Origin of the sequence: Vibrio jasicida 090810c (assembly GCF_002887615.1) — a bacterium.
Lineage (GTDB): Bacteria > Pseudomonadota > Gammaproteobacteria > Enterobacterales > Vibrionaceae > Vibrio > Vibrio jasicida.
The window spans coordinates 1,090,101-1,108,825 of the sequence record NZ_CP025793.1; the positions used below are offsets into that span (position 1 = coordinate 1,090,101).

Annotated in this window: 14 protein-coding genes; 4 read left to right on the forward strand and 10 right to left on the reverse strand. The window is 43.7% G+C overall.

Annotated elements, in window-relative coordinates; genetic code table 11:
* Nucleotides 1–2: 2 nt before the first annotated feature.
* Nucleotides 3–1,076, forward strand: coding sequence for a HEAT repeat domain-containing protein (locus C1S73_RS22480; RefSeq protein ID WP_038867883.1), 1,074 nt, complete (start codon nucleotides 3–5; stop codon nucleotides 1,074–1,076).
* Nucleotides 1,077–1,328: 252 nt separating this feature from the next.
* Here the strand turns inward: C1S73_RS22480 and C1S73_RS22485 are convergent, their stop codons facing one another.
* A complete protein-coding gene (locus C1S73_RS22485) occupies nucleotides 1,329–2,975 on the reverse strand; it encodes a VRR-NUC domain-containing protein (protein WP_038867881.1) in 1,647 nt (548 codons plus the stop codon).
* Between the two features lie 106 nt (nucleotides 2,976–3,081).
* Nucleotides 3,082–4,314 (reverse strand): L-lactate MFS transporter, encoded by a 1,233-nt coding sequence (locus C1S73_RS22490; protein WP_038867879.1) that lies wholly within the window; start codon nucleotides 4,312–4,314, stop codon nucleotides 3,082–3,084.
* Between the two features lie 576 nt (nucleotides 4,315–4,890).
* On the opposite strand from C1S73_RS22490, the gene C1S73_RS22495 reads away from it, so the two are divergent.
* Entirely contained in the window at nucleotides 4,891–5,253 is a 363-nt protein-coding gene (locus C1S73_RS22495) for a hypothetical protein (RefSeq protein WP_038867876.1), read from the forward strand.
* 56 nt (nucleotides 5,254–5,309) lie between these two features.
* On the opposite strand, the gene C1S73_RS22500 is transcribed toward C1S73_RS22495, so the two are convergent.
* The 4 genes from C1S73_RS22500 to C1S73_RS22515 form a co-directional block, all read right to left on the reverse strand.
* The gene (locus tag C1S73_RS22500; RefSeq protein ID WP_038867874.1) at nucleotides 5,310–7,178 is read right to left on the reverse strand and encodes a M48 family metallopeptidase; all 1,869 of its coding nucleotides are present in this window, start codon (nucleotides 7,176–7,178) and stop codon (nucleotides 5,310–5,312) included.
* A complete protein-coding gene (locus C1S73_RS22505; protein WP_038867873.1) occupies nucleotides 7,178–7,768 on the reverse strand; it encodes a LemA family protein in 591 nt (196 codons plus the stop codon). Before C1S73_RS22505 ends, C1S73_RS22500 begins: the two co-directional genes overlap by 1 nt.
* Before the next feature lie 226 nt (nucleotides 7,769–7,994).
* Nucleotides 7,995–9,362, reverse strand: coding sequence for an anaerobic C4-dicarboxylate transporter DcuC (gene dcuC, locus C1S73_RS22510; RefSeq protein ID WP_038867870.1), 1,368 nt, complete (start codon nucleotides 9,360–9,362; stop codon nucleotides 7,995–7,997).
* 375 nt (nucleotides 9,363–9,737) lie between these two features.
* Nucleotides 9,738–10,862, reverse strand: coding sequence for an acyl-CoA desaturase (locus tag C1S73_RS22515; RefSeq protein WP_038867867.1), 1,125 nt, complete (start codon nucleotides 10,860–10,862; stop codon nucleotides 9,738–9,740).
* A 297-nt stretch (nucleotides 10,863–11,159) separates the two neighbouring features.
* Here C1S73_RS22515 and C1S73_RS22520 point away from each other — a divergent pair, with 297 nt between their 5' ends.
* Nucleotides 11,160–11,708 (forward strand): GNAT family N-acetyltransferase, encoded by a 549-nt coding sequence (locus tag C1S73_RS22520; protein WP_038867865.1) that lies wholly within the window; start codon nucleotides 11,160–11,162, stop codon nucleotides 11,706–11,708.
* Nucleotides 11,709–11,783: 75 nt separating this feature from the next.
* Here C1S73_RS22520 and C1S73_RS22525 read toward each other — a convergent pair whose 3' ends face one another.
* Nucleotides 11,784–12,401: an HAD family hydrolase gene (locus tag C1S73_RS22525; protein ID WP_038867864.1), complete on the reverse strand. Its 618-nt coding sequence runs from the start codon at nucleotides 12,399–12,401 to the stop codon at nucleotides 11,784–11,786.
* Between the two features lie 309 nt (nucleotides 12,402–12,710).
* Between C1S73_RS22525 and C1S73_RS22530 the strand changes: the two genes are divergently transcribed.
* Nucleotides 12,711–14,756 (forward strand): hybrid sensor histidine kinase/response regulator, encoded by a 2,046-nt coding sequence (locus C1S73_RS22530; RefSeq protein ID WP_038867862.1) that lies wholly within the window; start codon nucleotides 12,711–12,713, stop codon nucleotides 14,754–14,756.
* A 99-nt stretch (nucleotides 14,757–14,855) separates the two neighbouring features.
* On the opposite strand, the gene cqsA is transcribed toward C1S73_RS22530, so the two are convergent.
* From cqsA to C1S73_RS22545, 3 genes are all read right to left on the reverse strand, one after another.
* The gene (gene cqsA / locus C1S73_RS22535; RefSeq protein ID WP_081634758.1) at nucleotides 14,856–16,157 is read right to left on the reverse strand and encodes an alpha-hydroxyketone-type quorum-sensing autoinducer synthase; all 1,302 of its coding nucleotides are present in this window, start codon (nucleotides 16,155–16,157) and stop codon (nucleotides 14,856–14,858) included.
* A gap of 299 nt (nucleotides 16,158–16,456) precedes the next feature.
* Nucleotides 16,457–17,401: a ribosome biogenesis GTPase YlqF gene (gene ylqF, locus C1S73_RS22540; protein WP_038867858.1), complete on the reverse strand. Its 945-nt coding sequence runs from the start codon at nucleotides 17,399–17,401 to the stop codon at nucleotides 16,457–16,459.
* A gap of 320 nt (nucleotides 17,402–17,721) precedes the next feature.
* Entirely contained in the window at nucleotides 17,722–18,687 is a 966-nt protein-coding gene (locus tag C1S73_RS22545; RefSeq protein ID WP_038867855.1) for a peptidoglycan DD-metalloendopeptidase family protein, read from the reverse strand.
* Between the last annotated feature and the right edge of the window lie 38 nt (nucleotides 18,688–18,725).

An 18,725-nucleotide genomic window follows, 5' to 3' on the forward strand; every position in this document is an offset into this window, starting at 1 on the left:
ATATGACATTCTCAAAAACGTTATTAGCCATCGCTCTAGGCGTCACCGTAAGCCAATCTGTTGCCGCGCAGGATGAAACCTTGCTAGCACCGGACCAAGTTTCTTCTGCCAGCGTGACAAGCTCTCAAAAAGCAAACTCGGCACAGATGTCGCCACAGCAAGTGGTTGCGAAGTGGTCTTATCAAGCTCAAGACGTGAAACAGCCAGTAGAAAAGCGCATTGAAGCGTTGCATGAGCTGGCGAAGTACCCAAGTCAAAACGCGCTAGTGGCAGTTGCACGCAGCCTTCAAGACCAAGACCCAGCGGTTCGTGAGGCCGCGATTGTGGGAGCAGAACCTTACACGATTGAACATCGCTGGCGCATGATTGAGCCACTGTTGAGTGATCCAGAGGCGATGGTCCGTATTACTGCTGCGACCAACTTAGTGCGTGACTTTTCTAACGTGAGCAGCGAGCAACAGCAAACGCTTGAAGCTCCGGTTGCTGAACTGATCAGCTACTTAGAGCACAAGAAAGATGACGGCTCGAAACTGCTGTTAGCGGATGTCTATCGTTGGCACCATGAATGGGATAAAGCGGATAAAATCTATCAAGCTTTGGTGACCAATCAGCCTGAAAATCCACAAATTTGGTTAAGCTTGGCCGACAACTACCGAGCGCAGCAGCGCGATGCCGATGCGGTAAAGACGTTGGATTCTGCGATCAAACTTCATCCTGATAATGCGTCTTTGCATTACTCGAAAGCGCTGACGCTGGTGCGTTTGGATGAGAAGAAGAATGCAGCGACAGAAATCGAAAAAGCGGCCAACATGGCGAAAGATAACAGCTACTACTGGTATCTCAATGGCGTACTGCAAGAAGACTACAACCTAGACAAATCGGTGAAGTCTTTTGAGCAAGCGTATTTGATTTCTGGTGCGCCGGAACAGCTTTATGCGGTTTGCGACATTTATGTTCGTTACGACAACCCGAAAACAGATGAGTGCTTGGGCGAACTAGAGAAAGTCGCACCAAGCTACGTGATTGATCAATTGAAAGAGAAGAAAGGGCAGAAGAACGCCAAAGTAAGTAGCTAAGACCATTCTGGCTCTTTTCTAAGCTTGTGCTGTTATACCCAAGTAACCTCGAGATGCAGGTTCAGCGAGAATGACTTGGTTTGTAGACGCGGCGGCGATTTAAAGATCTAGTCACTCTAAATCAAGAATCGACAACAAAGTATACAAGCCAAGACAGCTCGCCCTTCAGGAGCGTGTCATTGTCCCGATCTCTGCGTCAAACAACTTGGAAAGAGCTGGCTATTACGCGGCGTCGTTTTCCTTGACCTCGAATCAATGACAACGCTCTGAATCCTGCATCTTGAAGTCACTTGGGTATACATAACAGACTGAGAACGGCACATTGAGGCGATTGAATTCCTTGATCCAACGCCATTGGTTATCTTGGAGTTTATCGCCCGGACCTTTCACTTCTATCCATTCAAACTTCCCATCTTTAAATGCAATCAAATCCGGCATACCGTTTCGATAGAGTTTTAGGTCGCTTAACTGCACGTTAAACAGTTCGACCAACAGGGCATTAGGGATGTGTTCAAGAGCAAGGGATAACAACTCTTCGTTCACATATGCCCAACTGACGAAGGGATTACTGATACCAATTTTATCTCGGTATGTATCAATCAGCGCCTGCGTCTTCCCTTGTTGAACTTGCTCAAGCGCATTGTCGATAAGCTGCTTTCTTTTATCGGCAAAATCGGCGTGATACAAATCCAATGGTCGATGTTGATAAGCGTTAATGAATGCGCCTTCTATCGGTGCAAAAATCGCATCCCACAAGGTTAAGCCCAACAGGCTGTTAAGTAGAGTATTCTCGGAATAGAAAACGGTCCAACCTAAACTTTCGAAATGCGCTTTGGTTGCCAGCTCCACCCGTTGCTGAGATAGATCCAATTCGATGTGGTATTCGCTGCATTTTGGCTTGGTGGCTCTCGGGACTTTCAAGCCTTGTTTACGTTTAACGCGTTGTTCGAGCTTCTGTGCTACCTCAAACTCAGAGACATCAATAGGCTGAGTGAGCATTTCCGTGACAATGTCACCAAATAAATCGTTTTGTTCTAGCTTGTCGTATATGCGAGCACAACGCTCTCGGCTTGGCGCGAGTGTGGTCTTCTCAAACAGCGCAATTGCCATCTCAAGTTCGTTTATGCGTTCGTAATCACGTGCAATGTCGTTAATCATGTGTTCGCGTTTACGCTCGACGTAGCGATGTTCAACTCGTTCTGGCATTGCTTCGATAAGAACATCGAGGTTTGCTTTTTGTTTTCTATCGCTTTGCCAATAAAGGTTGGAGATTTGACTGAGTTCGATCAGGCGATCTATTTGTTCTCTATTTTCAAAGAATCGTCGAGCTTCACTAAGTTGGTACGTTTCAAATTGATTCAAACCTAAATCATCAAGGACAAACTGACTTAAGTCCTGATGAGTATTCGCGAAGAATAGGGCTAGCAGTACATCAATCATATGCGCGGAGTTCAGCTTAATCACCGTGAAATCTAGATCTTCGAATTGTTCAAACTTGCTCTTACTTAAACATGCCACCAAGTCCTCTTTTTTAAGGGACTTAGGGTATTGAGGGTAGAGCGATAAGACTTCCGGTTTGGTCAGTAGATTCGCTGCTAATTCCTGTATCGTTAGGTCAGGTGAGAGCGAGACAAAATCATGACCAGCCAATTCACCCAAAGCCGACTCGATATTCTCGATTTCTTGATAGTTGAGTTTGTCGCTACGAAACCAACAGCCTTTGCGACTGTACAAGCGTACGAGAAGACATTGAGCGGGTTTGGATAAGCTTTCAAAAACTGATAACCACAGATGCTCTTCTGAAGTGAGCAAATCACAGTACCACTCGGTGGCGTGCTGCGTGAGTTTAAAGAAGTTATTGAGATAGTAATCTGGGGCGAGTTCGACCGTGTTTTCCATAACCAACTAGCAATAAAAAAGGCTTAACCCATAGGTTAAGCCTTTTTCGAATCAATTTCTGCAAATCTATTGTATAAATAGATCTCAGGGCCTGTAGACCTAATGATTATGCGTTTTTCAGCTGCGCTACTTTTGCTTCAGTCAGTGGCTTAGTGATGAACGCTAGTACGATACATACCGCCATCATTGCTGCTGATACTGTGTAAGCCAGTGTGTAGCCTTCGCCATTTGTCATCGAGAAGCCAACAACAGCAGCACCGATTGCACCACCGATACCCCATGCTGTGTATAGCACGCCGTAGTTAGTGCCGTAGTTCTTCAGACCATAGAATTCAGCCGTTAGAGTAGGGAATACTGCTAGAAGCGTACCGTAACCTACTGCCGCGATTGCTGTACCGATGATCAGCGTGAACTCAGTCTTGAACGTTGCGAACAGAACCATGTTGATGCCCTGTAGAACGAACGCTAGAAGAAGAGTGCGTACGCCGCCGATCTTGTCTGCAAGCATACCTGCTGCTACACGACCGCTTGAGTTAAATACCGCAAGGATAGACGCTAGGTAAACTGCGTTTGGTAGGTTCGCTTGAACACTTGCGATAGTCGTGATGTTACCGATGATCATTAGACCAACAGAAGCTGCGAACGCGTACATGATCCATAGAGAGTAGAACTGTGGCGTTTTAAGCATTGCTTTCCACGTTAGGTCGTCAGACTTCTTAACAACCTTCGGTGCTTGACCTTCTTTTACTTTAGGCTCTGCTGGCGTGTAATCCGCTGGTGGGTTGTTGATTGTTGCTGCTAGAGGAACAGCGATAGCAAGGATACCAACACCAAGAACTAGGAAGCTTGTTTGAATGCCCATGCTGTCGATCAGCGCAGAAGTCACAGGAGCTAGGTAGATAGCTGCTAGACCGAAACCTGCTGCGATGATGCCGTTAACCATACCTTTCTTAGATGCGTGGAACCACTTCATTGCTGAAGGAGAAAGACACGCGTAACCAAAACCGATACCTGCACCAGTGATCACACCGAAAGTGATGTTCAGCATTAGAGGCGAGTTAACAAAACCAGACGCAATCATGCCTAGACCTGTAAGAACAGTACCTAGGATAAGGATCAAACGTGGCCCCATACGGTCTTGAAGAATACCTGCAACAAGAAGACAGATAGAGAAAGTAATAGTTGCAGTCGCGTAAGGTGCAGATGCTTCTGCTGCGCTCCAGCCTGACTCTGTCACTAGTGCTTTGTTGAATACACTCCAAGCATACAGGATGCCAAGACAAAGGTTGATACAGAATCCTGCTAACAGGATGCGCATAGCTTTATCAATCTTGCTCATTTTTGTTCTCAGTAATACCCCTAGGCAAATAGCAAAGAGGGGTCGGTTTAAAGATAAGGTTTGCTCAAAATAAGTTTGCGTTTTTCAACACATAACGTAATGAGCGCGGATTATAACCAATAAATGTGTGATTGGAATCTCTTTTTACCCCTGTCACTAAAAATAATTTGAAGCATTAAAAATGTTTGTAATGGGATGGTTTTATATATGAAGAAAATGTTGATCTAACGTAAAGAATCGCTGGTTTGGTAGTGAGATCCTAAGTGAAACAAGGTGGATAGCGTGAAGCTGAGTGTTTGGTTCACAGTTTAAGCAAAAAGTTTCAAAATATTTTAGTGTTAATGTTCTGTAACAAAAGTGGGCAAAATAGAGACTGTTTTCTGTAAGTGCAGGAACTAAAGGGTTTATAAATTAGAGAATGTTAACTGCTTGTAATAACTTAATTCGGAAGGATAGAGTGAACATAAATTGAACAAAAATTGTGCTTGTAATTGCTAAATAGATAAGCAAAATAGGGCGCAAAATGAGTTTTCATTAATGAAAGGATGCTTTTCTCTACTTGTAGTGAGGTGACTTATGAAATTGTTCCTATTACTTATGGCTTCTGTTTCTGCAGGTGTTGCATCAGCAGATCACATCCATTCATTCATGCTAGGTTTGTCTATTGCAACACTTGCCGTTGGCAGTTGCTACTTCTTCGCATTCCGTAGCTCCCGCTTCCCACAGCTTGCTTTGTTCTTATTGATCTGTGGCATGTTGTCTAAGCTGACGATTACCGTAGTTGGTGTAATGTGGGGGATGTCAGCTGAGTTGATTACTTCTCCAATCGTGTTTGCTTTGTCTTACTTGTTCTTCTCGTTAGCGGTAACCTACTTGTGGTTCAGCTACCGTCAAAGCATTACTAAGATTCCAGAGCGCTTTAGAGTCGCGACAGCGTAAAACCGTTTACGAATATAAAACGCCAGCATTCATTGCTGGCGTTTTACTTTGTGCAGTTAAAGCGTCACAGTCAGTGGCGGTTCTGGCACTTCTAAGAAGCATGCTATCACTCGATACAATTCGCCTTCTGCGACGGTAATCTTGCCGTCAGACTCAATAGCCAAACGACACGCCTTAACAAACTGGCGTCGTTGAAGTGGCTTAAGTTGCAGCAACAACTCCAGTGCTGCGCGACTTAAGCGCCAGTCGTTATTTGGTTCTACTAGCGTGGTTTCTGCAAACCCTAGCGATTTGAGCGAAGCGTTGAATGCTCGCTGCGCGCCTTCGTGCTCTGAATGGGTGACCCATGCCAATTCACGTAGTAACCAGTGAACGCTTTCTTTGAGCTGCTTAAAGGTTTTGTTCTGGCGAGTAGAACCAAATGGCGCAATAAGCTGCTTTTCTAACAAGTTAATGACGCACCATTCACCTAGTGAGTAATGATTATCGGTTTGAGACAATTCACGCAACACTTGGCAAAGTCTACTTTTCTGACCTTCACTTATCGATTTAAGCGCAGGGAGAGCGAGCTCTAGTAGAGGAAGCCTCAAATGTAGGGGCAAATCGTAATCCAGCCACGGTAACAGCTTTGCGTGCGAGACCATTGGAATATGACCTTTAATCATCTCACGTTGCACATCACTACCATCAAAGATCAGAAGCAATGCAATAAAGCGCGAACTGTAGGGTTCACGCGCAATGTCTACCAAGCCTTGGGGCAATTGGCTGATAAGCAGTTTACCCGTTTCACTTAGCTCTGAAGAAGTTTTTGTTTCAACTGGAGTTTCAAGGTGCGTAGAACCAAAGTCGGCATCGGACGAAAACCCACTGACTTGTTCATTTCCAAACGCTGAAGCGTGGTTCTGACTTCTGTGTAAAAAGCTGCCGTCCCAGTTAGGTTCGATGCGACGGATTCGCTCTTCCAGAGGTGGGTGAGTAGCGAAGAAGCCGGTGAAGCCAGACAAACTGCTTTGCCCAAACATCATGTGGCTCATTTGGCTGCTCGCTTGTGCATTTAAGCTAGATCCAGATGCGTGACCGCCAATCTTCTTTAGAGCACCTGAAATGCCTTGGTCATTACGAGTAAACTGAACCGCACTCGCGTCCGCTAAGAACTCACGTTGTCGTGAGATAGCTGCTTTGATCATTGATCCAAATAAAGTACCAACCCAACCAAGCACTAAACATACAATCGCGACCAACATGATGACAGCAAAGCCTTTATCAGAATCGGAGGAGCTTCTTGATGAGCGGCTAGTGTAGTGTGTATTGTCGAGAACCAAGTGACCCAAATGCGCAATACAAGTAATGCCGAACAAGACGCCTATCAAGCGTGTATTCAATCGCATATCGCCATTTAACACATGGCTGAATTCGTGAGCAATAACGCCTTGCAGCTCATCTCGGGAAAAGATGTCAAGCGCGCCTTGTGTAACACCAATGACGGCATCATCAATACTCATGCCTGCGGCAAATGCGTTGATACCTCGCTCTTCCTGCATTACATAAACAGGAGGGACGGGAATACCAGATGCAATTGCCATCTCCTCAACCACATTAAGTAATTGACGGTGTTTTGTGTCAGTTGTATTCGAGGAAATGAGCTTCCCCCCAATACTTTCGGCAACGCCGCGTCCGCCATTAGAAGAAAGCTCAGATAAGCGGAACATCGAACTGATTGCGACAATTAAGGCTACGCCCCCAAAGCACAGCAAGGTGTAGGTGATAGCGGTTCGTTGATCAAACGGCTCACCAGTGACCCCGTAATAAATGGCAATCGACAGTACGCTGACCAAACCAGTGATGATTAATACTGCTAAGGAAAACAGAAACACCAAAAGCCCGGTACGTTGACGTGCGGTATCTTGATGGTCAAAGAAATCCATTAGAACTCAACCTTTGGCGCTTCTTGGATTGCTTCGCTGTCTGCAAACTCCAGCAGCTTACCGTCTTGGAAGCCAAACATATTGGCAAACAGAACGGGTGGAAAAGTTTGCTTGTAGGTGTTGTAGCTGGTCACTGCATCGTTAAAAGCTTGGCGAGCAAAAGCGACTTTATTCTCTGTGCTGGTCAGCTCTTCTTGCAGTTGGCTCATGGTTTCGTTGGCTTTCAGTTCTGGGTACGCTTCTACAACCACATTTAACTTGCCTAGTGCATTTTGTAACATGCCTTCTGCTTGTGCTAATTGGCTAATGGCTGCGTCGCTGTCTGGTGCGTTACTGGCTGCTTTCAAACCGGATATGGCTTGGTTTCGAGCTTGAATCACTCGCTCAAACGTTTCTTTCTCATGCTCCATGTAGCCCTTTGCTGTACTAACAAGGTTTGGGATCAGGTCGTAGCGACGTTTTAACTGAACCTCAATTTGAGCAAAGCTGTTTTTAAAGCGGTTACGTAGCGTCACTAGCTTGTTGTAAATGCTGACCGCAAACACCGCGATAAGCAAAATGATGACGATAAAAACAATAAGTGAAGTCATAGTAAGTTCCATTTTTTGAATGTATTGGAACGTTATATAAGTAGCTGAGATATTAAGCAAATTAGTCTGGCTTATAATGTGCTGTGTTTTGTAAATAAGAGACACATTGCGTATTCAATACGGAGTATCAGAGGGAGGAAAAGTGTTGACGAGGTGTGTTGAATCGATGCAAAAAGGCTCGACATAGAAGCCGAGCCTTTGTTAATCGCTGTTATACAGTCGGTGCTTATGCCGTCATTGGTACAAGAACCATCGTACCGATGATAACCGTAAGCAGACCAGCTAGAACTGGTACTGATGTACGTTTCACAACTTCGAATGGGCTGATGTTTGCCATACCAGAAGTCGCAACGATTACACCAGATACTGGCGAGATAGTACGACCTAAGTTAGATGCTTGTAGCATTGGAATGATTAGGAACGCAGGGTTAAGACCCATCTTCGCAGCCAGTGAAGGAGCAAGCTCTACGAACGCGTAGAATGGAGCGTTACCAGAACCCGTCGCAATCGCAGCGGCAACAGTTAAACCCGTTAGGATAAGCATGAGCGCAATGCCGCCCGCACCCGCGTTGTCTGCAAGGTGTAGTAGGTTATCGATAGCGCCAATAGACATTAGACCTTGTGCGAATACGCCCGCCGCAACCAACAGCATGACTACACCTTTGAACGCGTCTGCCATACCGGCATAGCATGAATCGAGATCTTCAAGTGACTTCTCACCGTCGAACTTGTTCACCACATAGTGAATCACTGCACCTAAGAAGATAGAACCTACCACGATAGTGTAGATGTCTAGAGTCAGTCCAGGAATCGTACGACCGTTGAATAGGAATACACCGATGATTGGAAGGAAAGGAAGAACTGCGTAGAACGCTGGCGCATCAGCTTTGATTTCTGATACGTCAATCTTTTCCATTGGTGTGTTGTCTTTCTTATCTAGGTATTTATTCCAGAAGAAAGCTGCTGCAGCCATTACGATGATTGCACAAATAGACACAGGCAGTACGGTTTGAACCGCGAACACGTCAAGCGCTAGGCCTGATTTTTCCGCAGCGATGACCACGTCCCCAGATGTTGGTGAAAGAATGATTGCCGCAGGTGAAGCACATACTGCAACCGCTGCTGGGCGAGAGATACCCATAGCCGTCATCATCGGGAACAGAGTTGCCATCAACAAAACGCCTAGGCCAGTTGCTGAACTCACTGCAAGAGACATCAAACATGCCACGATGTAAGCCGCTACCAAAAGGACGTAAGGAGACTTGATAACAGAAAGCGGTTTAGAGAACTGTTTTACTACAACATTGTTTGCGCCGATGTGTGTCATGTAAGACGCAAAACCACAAAGTAGCATGATTTGCATACCAAGGCCGCCGCCACGGTATTGAAGCATGTATTTTACGTACTCTAGTGAGTCCGTCACCATATTACCCGTTGAGGTTATTTTTGATGGCAGAACGTCATGGCCAAGCAGACCTGTTATAAGAAGCAAACTGATACCTGCGGTTAATAACACGCCAGCGGCTTTGTAGCCTTTGACAATGAAATAACCCACAGCAATGGTCACTGCCAAGCCAATTAAGAGCTCTAACATAGGGTTGTCTCCAGATATTATGAAAAAAAGAAAGAAACTGTTTCAGTTTATGACAAGGAATTTACAGAATTCTTTCTTGTGGCACGAGACTAAATTAGAGCTAGCATGATCTAAAACAAATAATAGATTAATAAATAATTGCGCTGGATTATATTGTTTAAATTACGTTTTTTAGGTGTTATGCACTGGTTTTATTGATTTTAAAGAAAGGAAAATATGAACGATTTGTCGAATAAAAATCGTACGAAATGATTAAAAAGTAGGAAAAGCGATAGTTCGAGCTAGATCACGTTAAAGGGGCTTGATTGAACAAAAAAGCTCCGGATGAACGGAGCTTTTGTTTTGACGTCTTTATATTGAAGCGCGAGTAACACGTTATGAGTAGCGTCGCACTAAGAGGTTCCAACTGCGTTGTTGACGTTCAAATTCTTCCTTAATTTGTTCGTATTTCAGCTTTGATACGGAACGTTCGTACTTTTTCACTACCGTTGCTGTTTTCTCACCAAGCACTTCTTTTCGCGCTTCATAATATTCTTGCATGTGGTGTACAAGTGCATCGAATTCCTGTTGAAGTTGGTCTCGAATCGATTGGCTATTCGGTTTCGTTTCTAACTTTTCTTTTGCCTTTTTCAGCAACTGAGTTGCGCGCGCTTTTTCGATACGGAAAGTCGATGTCGTACGAAGTTTGGTTGTTAACCCCAGCCAAGAGCATGATTTTATCAACCATTTCGTTGGGTCGTAATGCCACCAGTACACACCATTTCGGTAATCGTTCTCAAAGATATGGTGGAAATTATGGTATCCCTCACCAAAGGTAAAGAAAGCCAAAATACCGTTATCACGAGCCGTGTTTTTGTCTGTGAAGGTTTGCTTACCCCAAACGTGCGCCAATGAGTTAATAAAGAAGGTAGTGTGATGGCTTAGGAAGAGGCGAGCTGCTCCAACGATTAAAAACATTCCCAATACATCGCCATATATCAAACCCAATGCGAGAGGAAAGCCAATATTGGTCAGGATTGCGAGTGGAACATAATATTTATGCTGCCACACGACGACCTTATCGCGTTTCAAATCACGACAGTTGGTGTACTCGTTTTCTTTCGATTTATTATAGTCGCGTAGCATCCAACCAATATGCGAATACCAAAATCCGCGTTTCGCTGAATACGGGTCTTTGTCATTGTCATCTACATGTTTGTGGTGAACACGATGATCAGAAGACCAATGCATTGCACTGTTTTGAAGAGAGAAAGCACCACCGATGGCAAAGATGAATCGTAAAACTGGGTGAGCTTCATAGGTTTTGTGGCTCCACAGACGGTGATAACCCGCGGTAATGGAGAGATTGGTAAAACTAAAGGCGATGATACCCCAGATCAGATGTTCCCAACCTAATCCGTAATGGTATGCATACCAAGGCAATACAACGAAGGTCAGTATAAAACTGGCAGAAAATATCAATAGATTCAACCAGATAATGGGCGGCTTATTATGCGTCACGATGTGTCCCTAACTTTGAGCTAACAACTGTTCGCTAGAATATCAGCGTACACGTGTAAGTCAAACTAAAGTTAGACGACTTTGTATCGAGTTGTGACTGCTCTATCGCTGCACAATGTTTATGATTTATCGCGCTTATTGGTGGGATATTTTGCTTTTAAACGAATAATGAGTAGTATTAATCAATGAGCTATGGCGTTAGATTTGTAAAATCTGCCAATAATAAGACCGGAATGAGGTGGAAAATGCCAAAGCTCGATAGAGAAGCAAAGAAATGTAAGAAAATAGGAATACGTAATGGAATTACGATTAGCGGAATATAAGGATTATGAACGCATCGCGCAGTTACACGTGGACAGTTGGAAGCGACATTACCGTGGCATTCTGAGTGACGGCTATTTGGATAGCGAAGCGAGTGACGACAAATTACTGATTTGGCAAACGCGTCTGACAAACCCTCCATTTAACCAACACATCGTATTAGCAGAAGAGGGTGGTCTTCTTCTTGGTTTTGTTTGTGTGTTCGGTAACCATGACTTTGAACGTGGCAGCTTCATTGAAGCGCTACATGTTGATGGTGGTTATCAAGGGCGTGGGATCGGCAAACAGCTTTTACTTGCGGTTGCGGAGTGGCACCAACAATATTTCAAAGATAGTGGTTTATATCTTGAGGTAGTTTCACAAAATGAACCCGCGGTAGAATTTTATCAGCATATCGGTGGGCAAGAGTGTCAAGAGCGCAGTTGGAAAGCGCCTAGTGGAAATGAGGTCATGGAAAAAGTATTCCGTTGGTCCAGTGCTCAATCCTTAGTGAGCGGGATTGAAGAAAACGTAATTTATTCTTAGACATTACTCACGTATCAAACATGAACGAGCAGCGAATTCGCTGCTCTTTTTTATGGCTCACAGGAAAGCAGAAGATTAGAATATTAATCCAAGCTGTTTCAAGGCAGTTTCGCATTGTTGAGCATTTTCAAATTGAATTGCAGCCATACCAACCGCTTTTGCCCCCTCTACGTTATAAGGCATATCATCAAGAAACACCGTTTCTGAAGCAACAAGTTGGTGAGCTTCAAGAAGGTTCTGATAGATTTCTGGTTGAGGTTTCAATAACCCCAATTCGGCAGAAACCGTCGTGCCATCGAACAGCGGCCAGAATTGATACGTTGATTTGAGATACTCAACAATTTCAACCACGTTGTCGGTTAATGCATAGACGCCATAACCCGCAGCCTTTAAACGTTTCAGTAAATCGACACTGCCGTAAATAAGCAATTGTGTTTGTTTTACATAATAAAAGAGTCGTTCACAATCTGTTGCTGAAAGTTGCTTCTCTTGTTGATAACGCTGTTTGGCTTGCGACTCGCTAATCAGGCCTTTATTTAAGTCCATCCAAATTGAGCTTGTGAACAGATCTTTGACGAGCCATTCCACATCGGCATCATTGCCAAAAGTGAGTCTAACAATTTCGATTGGCGACCATCTAACGAGTACATTTCCAACATCGAATACGACATTTTTGATTGCTATTGGTTGCATAGGCTTCCTTGTTTGATAAGTTGAGCCGGTGAGAGCGTGTTCTTTCTAGAAATTGATGTTGCACGGCTTTCCTGCATGAGACATTGCGCGAGTTCGCGTTTTTGTTTGTTTAATATTCAAATTTGCTTAATTATTAATTTTGTGAATATAACGAGCTAAATTTAAAGTAGAGCGTCGCGAAATATTTGATTGAAGTCTCACTGCTTATGCTCCTTAAGTAATATATAATTGAAGGGCAAATAGAATGAAAACAAAGCAAACCATAAAATTAGTCAACAACGTTAAGGCTTAGTTAATAAAGTATTCAATATGGACGCGATTCGCAAAGTTTATCAGTACGCAGAACCAAACCTAACGCTAGTAGGATGGATGGGCTTTGTTGGATTCCCAATCTATTACGTGGTGTGGGAGTTTATGTTCCCGCAACCCTATGAAAATCTACCGCTACGTTTACTGTGTTCCGTTTTGTTCTTCGGCATCATTGCTCGTAATCGTATGCCTTTTCAATGGCGCCGATATTTACCTGCTTACTACCAAGTTGCGGTCACACTTTGTTTACCTTGCTTCTTTTTCTACATGTTGTTGATGAATAATTGGTCCAACGTGTGGGTCATGTCCTTTATGTCGGCGATATTTCTGCATATTTTGTTGGTACATATTACGCGAGTAATGTTTGCTCAAACATTTGCCGGGATTGGACTAGCGACGTTTTTTGCTTGGGCTGCTCAAGGTTTCCATTTAGAACTCACGATGGATTGGACTCACGTGCCAATCTTTTTGTTTATTTACCTGTTTGGTAACTTGTTTTACTTCCGTAATCAGGTCGAGCACGAAGCAAAGGTATCTTTGGCTAAGTCTTTTGGGGCTGGTATCGCCCATGAAATGCGCAACCCTCTTAGTGGCTTACTAACGTCGATTGATGTTATTCAATCCGTGCTGCCCAACCCTAAACAGGGGAGGAAAGAGCAATATGTTTTAAGTGATGAAGATGTGACACTGTTACGGGAAGTGAGCGATGACGCAATGAACATCATTCACTCTGGAAACGAGACGATTGATTTGTTGCTTACCTCGATTGATGAAAATCGTGTCTCTCGATCAACATTCAAGAAACACTCGGCACAAACTGTCGTGGAGAGTGCTATCGAGAGCTTCAGCTATAAACGTTCGACAGACCGTTTTGCTATCTCTTTGGATGTAAGAAGTGAATTTGATTTCTTGGGTAGTGACACGTTGTTGAAGTATGTGATGTACAACTTATTCAAGAATGCCTTTCATCATCGAAGTTCCGAAGATTTTCATATTCACGTCACCATGTACAGTGATGAGGTCGTGAACCAAATTGTTGTCACGGATAACGGTTCAGGTATTCCGAGCGAGGTGATTCGCAGCATCTTCAGAGATTTTTACACGACCGGTAAATCAGGTAATTATGGATTAGGATTGCCATTTTGTAAGAAAGTGATGCGTTCGTTCGGCGGCGACATCAAATGCCAATCAGAAGTTGGTGAATGGTCTCAGTTCACCATGACGTTTCCACTGATTACCTCAAGCTCGGTTAAAGAAATTAAAAATGAGCTGACCAAACTGAAGACCATTTTAATGGTTACGGAGCAAAACATATTGGTTGCAAAAGTTACTGATATTGCGCGCTTTATGGGGTTTGAATTGACCGTTTTGGATATTGCGTCAGCCCTCAAGAAGAAAGAATATGAGTTCGAGTTTGACCTTATTTTTGTTGATATGGAAAGCTTGGATTCTAGGGGAAGTCACCTCGATAAAATTGAGTCTTTGCTATCGTTCACAGAAGCTCGTATCGTCTATTTGTTTGAGCACCATCCAATAGAACGAGTTCGTAATGTGAGTTTTGACGCGATCTGGGTCGAAACCCAAGCGTGGCTATTGAACACCAAAGCCACTATTGACCGTTTGCTCTATGATGCGAGCTATGTTGTCACAGCACTGCCAGTGCGCCCTTTAGATGCGACAAATAAGCGCACGATAATGGTAGTTGATGACAATGAATCTTTACGAAAATTCACCGCAATGTTGTTAGAAAAGCAAGGTTTTGATGTTATCCAAAAAGAAGATGGACAACAGGCTTTAGATGCGTTGGATATCGATAACATCGACCTTATCTTGATGGACATTGAGATGCCAGTAATGGATGGCGTAGAGGCGTCACGACGTATTCGAGGGGCAAATAAAGCGTATTCGGCTGTACCTATTATTGCACATACTGGTGATAGTTCTCCGGTAACATTAGATAAGATTGGTTCTTCCGGGATGTCTGATTTTATTGTTAAGCCCGCAGATAAGAACCGACTCTTCGATAAGATTGCAAACTGGATCTAACTGAAATCAATAACGAGTAGAGCTCAGCAACACGCTGAGCTCTTTTATTTTAGCGGCAATATACAAGCTTCCATTCAAAAGGGCCGTTGTCTTTTCTTATTATACGAACTCTAATTCTGGATGGTTAAACGCCTCCTGGCATACCGTAAGCACGTGGTTGATGTCTCGTGGTGTCATATCGGCGTTGATCGAGAAACGTATGATGTTTTTGTTCTTTCCTGTTGCAGGGCGACAGAATACTGCGCCAAAAACATCACGGTCTTCGAGAAAGTCACGCACACGTTCAGTATTTCGTTCGCTACCGCACTCTAAGGCAACAATTTGAGATTCGCTCCGAATATTAAACCCAATCTGTTTTAATCCAGTTCTGAGCTCTTTGGCGCGCTGAAAAAGGTCTTTACGTTTATGATCGGACCCTTTAATGACGTCCAACGTTTTCTCCAAGCGAATCACTTCTTGAGGCAATACCGTCGAGCTAAAAATCGCTGGATAAGCAACAAAAGGAAGTGTTTTCGCGAGTTTTTCTGGGCCGAGAATCGCTCCTGCTCGATAAGCAAAGGTTTTTGCCAGACTGACAGTAATGAAATCGACTTTATCAGTGAGTTCCAGCGCTTTTACCAAGCCAGAGCCGTTAGGCCCGTGTGTTCCTAATGAGTGGGATTCATCCACCACTAAAGCACAATCAAACTCACGCGCCATTTCGTAGATGTCGTGGAGTGGGGCGATCGTACCAATCGTGCTATAGACCGAATCTACCACGATGACGCCTGAGCCATGACGCTGGATCTGCTTACGCAAGTGGTTCATGTTGTTGTGCATGAATGGATGCGCTTGCGCTCCTGCTGCCCGAATACCTTCCCACAATGACATATGCGCAAAGAAGTCGATATAGACCGGTGTTTCAGGCGGACAAATGGTCTGCAGCAAACCAATGTTAGCAGCCCATCCCGATTGGGAAAGTAAACAACTGCCCATACCAACATAGTCGGCTAACAATGCTTCGAAAGCAGGCTTAGAGGACTCGTCTTGTAAGAAGATTGCTGACATCACCACGTTATCGTCGTGTTCAACGATCGCATCCCGATGTGCTTTCTGGATTTGTTCGTTATGAGACAACGCTAGGTAGTCATTACTTTGCATGATTACCGCGTTGCTTTTTGGACGTTTACCAAGAACCAAGTGCTTTTGGTTCTCGTTTTGTTCAATCAAATCTTGAAGGTAAAAATCCAGGCGTTCCTCAACAAAAGAAGGAAGTGGTTTCGTTTTCGATTTATCACTCATAATAAGTTCTCTTCGTAATACAGAAAAACGCCAGCGCTGACAGCTATATAGTTTGACGAATATGAATGAACTGTCATTAGTCAAGTTGCATAACTTTGCGTGTCCTTGCAAACTCGGCATTTAAGGGTTGGGTGAGGTTTGTAACTCCTTACCATTCGGGGGTCTAACTAAGATCGTGCTTGAAAAATAACCGTTAATTTACGTAATAAAAATTAATGATTTTGTTTGATATTTCCTACAAAACTTAACGAAGAAAGCAAATTACAAAGAGAAAAAAGGGGGGGGGCTTTTAGAGGTCTTAGTTCCACAAAATGTGAGAACGAATGTCTGACTTTTACGAAAAGAAGAATATATTTTTGATGCAAAAAAGGCGCGATAAATACGCGCCTTCAAAATGATGAGTATTGAACAAGTGTTGGTTAGCGTTTGTTACGAAGGTAACGCTTGCGACGCTCTTCTTTACGCTTGGCTTTTTCTTCTTCTTTACGCGCGGTTTCGATTTCTACTTCGATTAGCTCTTGAGTAATCATTTCTGGAAGCTCTAGAGTGATTTGACCTAGAGTGCCTTGACGCAGCTCGTGAAGAAGGATTTCAGATACTTTGTGAAGGTCTACACGTCCACCCGCACGTAAAGCACCGCGACGACGCCCAATCTCTTCCATTATTTCGATATCAGACTCAGGAAGCTCTTCAATTTGGTAGCGCTCTTTTAGTCGTTCAGGGTAATGAGCGGCTAAGTATTCAACGGTATAGAAGGCGACTTCATCATATTCCATTGCCGTGTCTTTTACTGCGCCAGTTGCTGCCAGACGGAAACCACTGTGTGGGTTTTCTACTTTTGGCCACAGGATCCCCGGGGTGTCAGAAAGAACGATACCATTTTGAAGGTTAATACGTTGCTGACGACGTGTAACCGCCGGTTGGTTGCCTGTTACTGCGATAGTTCGACCCGCCAAAGCATTGATAATGGTCGACTTCCCAACGTTGGGGATACCCATGATCATGGTGCGGATGTTTTTGCCGATTTCTTCGCGATGTGGAGCAAGCTTACGTACTAACTCCATAATTTTTTGGACTTCGGGCTGTTGAGAGGTAGTAATGGCAATCGCTTTTACGTTGTGTTCTTTCTCGAAATGGTCAATCCAAACTTGGGTTAACTCTGGATCCGCGAGATCACGTTTGTTCAGCACTTTTACTACTGGCTTATCTCCCTTGAGCTCCGCGATCATAGGGTTTTCACTACTAAAAGGGATACGAGCATCAAGCACTTCAATAATGACATCTATTTGAGGGATTGCTTCTGCAATCTCTTTTTGGGCTTTATGCATGTGGCCCGGAAACCACTGGATAGAGTTGTTAACCATCTGAAAAATCGCCTTATTGTTTCATGGTTATGCTGGTGGGTTATTCGTCTTATTTACATCACGTATGAAGATGTTAAGGGAGTGGGGCTAATTATCACCACTCGTTACCACTACAGCGAGCATGTGATGATCTTAACACTTTATTGGGGGAGCGGAAATGTTAGAGCAAGAGTGACAGGAAGATATTTAACGACTTAAACACTGCTGGCGCTCCGATTTGGTCACTTTCGAATCGAAGCTCACAGACAGTGACGAGATTTTAGGTATTCACTAGCCAAGTTCTGTGTTGCGATGAACTGAAAAAAGAAACCAAAACGATATTAAGAGGCGTATTTATGTAACTCTTTAATGAGCTCTACACGCTCTTTTCTTGCCGCCAACATCATTTGCATGTCTACGGGGGGAGCAGGGTTGGTTCTGATTCGACGAGCATAATCAACAGGAACACCATCAACGATTAGCTCTAAATGCAGGTGTGGACCGGTTGTTCTTCCCGTATTACCTGTTCGGCCAATGGTTTGTCCTTTAGTGACATTGTCACCCACACGAACGTCGCTACTAGATAGATGTAGATAACGAGACATTGAGCCGTTGGTGTGACGAATATTAATGTAGTTGCCCGCAAAGCGGTTATACCGTGATTTAACAACAACACCGTCCGCAATACTCTGTATCGGTGTACCAATTGGGACTGCGTAATCGGTGCCCAAGTGTGGGGCAATCAATCCAGTGACTGGGTGTTTTCGTTTTAAATCGAAACCAGAGCTAACTTGGTGCTTTTTCGCTAGTGGAAATGAGTAATAAGGCTTTCGTATTAACTTATTGCCATATTCATCGTATGCGTTGTTGTTGCCATCACTAATAACGAAAAAGTCTCTTTTACTACCGGAATAGTAAAAAGAACTAATGTATTTTTCGTTATACCTATTAGTTCGGGTTTTTATTGAGAATTTATCGCCTTTTCGAACGGAGCCAATAATGTCAAATTCGTTTTCAATTAATTTCAGTAGTGATTTTATTTCTTTTTTAGATAATCCAGCGTTTATCAGAGATGTTACAAACGAGTAATCAATGCGGCCCGTTTTAATGGTCGTGCGACGAAAGTTAGTTTTGTATATTTGGCGAATGTTGCTGTGAATTACTACTTTAGGAACAATGGCTTGAATCTCATTCCTGGGGGAGAGTAATTGATGGGTAACTGACACACCCGTAATGATCGCGAGCGCAATGATAACAAGGGGTAGAGCAAAGTTTTGCGCATGTTGTCTTAATATTAAACTTGTCATTAAAATAAAACTGTGCTTAGAGCCGAAAAATTGAGGGG

Excerpts from the sequence above, each read along its gene's own strand:
- C1S73_RS22480 (WP_038867883.1), top strand. The coding sequence starts at position 3 with ATGACATTCTCAAAAACGTTATTAGCCATCGCTCTAGGCGTCACCGTA.
- C1S73_RS22485 (WP_038867881.1), bottom strand. The coding sequence starts at position 2,975 with ATGGAAAACACGGTCGAACTCGCCCCAGATTACTATCTCAATAACTTC.
- C1S73_RS22490 (WP_038867879.1), bottom strand. The coding sequence starts at position 4,314 with ATGAGCAAGATTGATAAAGCTATGCGCATCCTGTTAGCAGGATTCTGT.
- C1S73_RS22495 (WP_038867876.1), top strand. The coding sequence starts at position 4,891 with ATGAAATTGTTCCTATTACTTATGGCTTCTGTTTCTGCAGGTGTTGCA.
- C1S73_RS22500 (WP_038867874.1), bottom strand. The coding sequence starts at position 7,178 with ATGGATTTCTTTGACCATCAAGATACCGCACGTCAACGTACCGGGCTT.
- C1S73_RS22505 (WP_038867873.1), bottom strand. The coding sequence starts at position 7,768 with ATGACTTCACTTATTGTTTTTATCGTCATCATTTTGCTTATCGCGGTG.
- dcuC (WP_038867870.1), bottom strand. The coding sequence starts at position 9,362 with ATGTTAGAGCTCTTAATTGGCTTGGCAGTGACCATTGCTGTGGGTTAT.
- C1S73_RS22520 (WP_038867865.1), top strand. The coding sequence starts at position 11,160 with ATGGAATTACGATTAGCGGAATATAAGGATTATGAACGCATCGCGCAG.
- C1S73_RS22525 (WP_038867864.1), bottom strand. The coding sequence starts at position 12,401 with ATGCAACCAATAGCAATCAAAAATGTCGTATTCGATGTTGGAAATGTA.
- C1S73_RS22530 (WP_038867862.1), top strand. The coding sequence starts at position 12,711 with ATGGACGCGATTCGCAAAGTTTATCAGTACGCAGAACCAAACCTAACG.
- cqsA (WP_081634758.1), bottom strand. The coding sequence starts at position 16,157 with ATGCCGAGTTTGCAAGGACACGCAAAGTTATGCAACTTGACTAATGAC.
- ylqF (WP_038867858.1), bottom strand. The coding sequence starts at position 17,401 with ATGGTTAACAACTCTATCCAGTGGTTTCCGGGCCACATGCATAAAGCC.
- C1S73_RS22545 (WP_038867855.1), bottom strand. The coding sequence starts at position 18,687 with ATGACAAGTTTAATATTAAGACAACATGCGCAAAACTTTGCTCTACCC.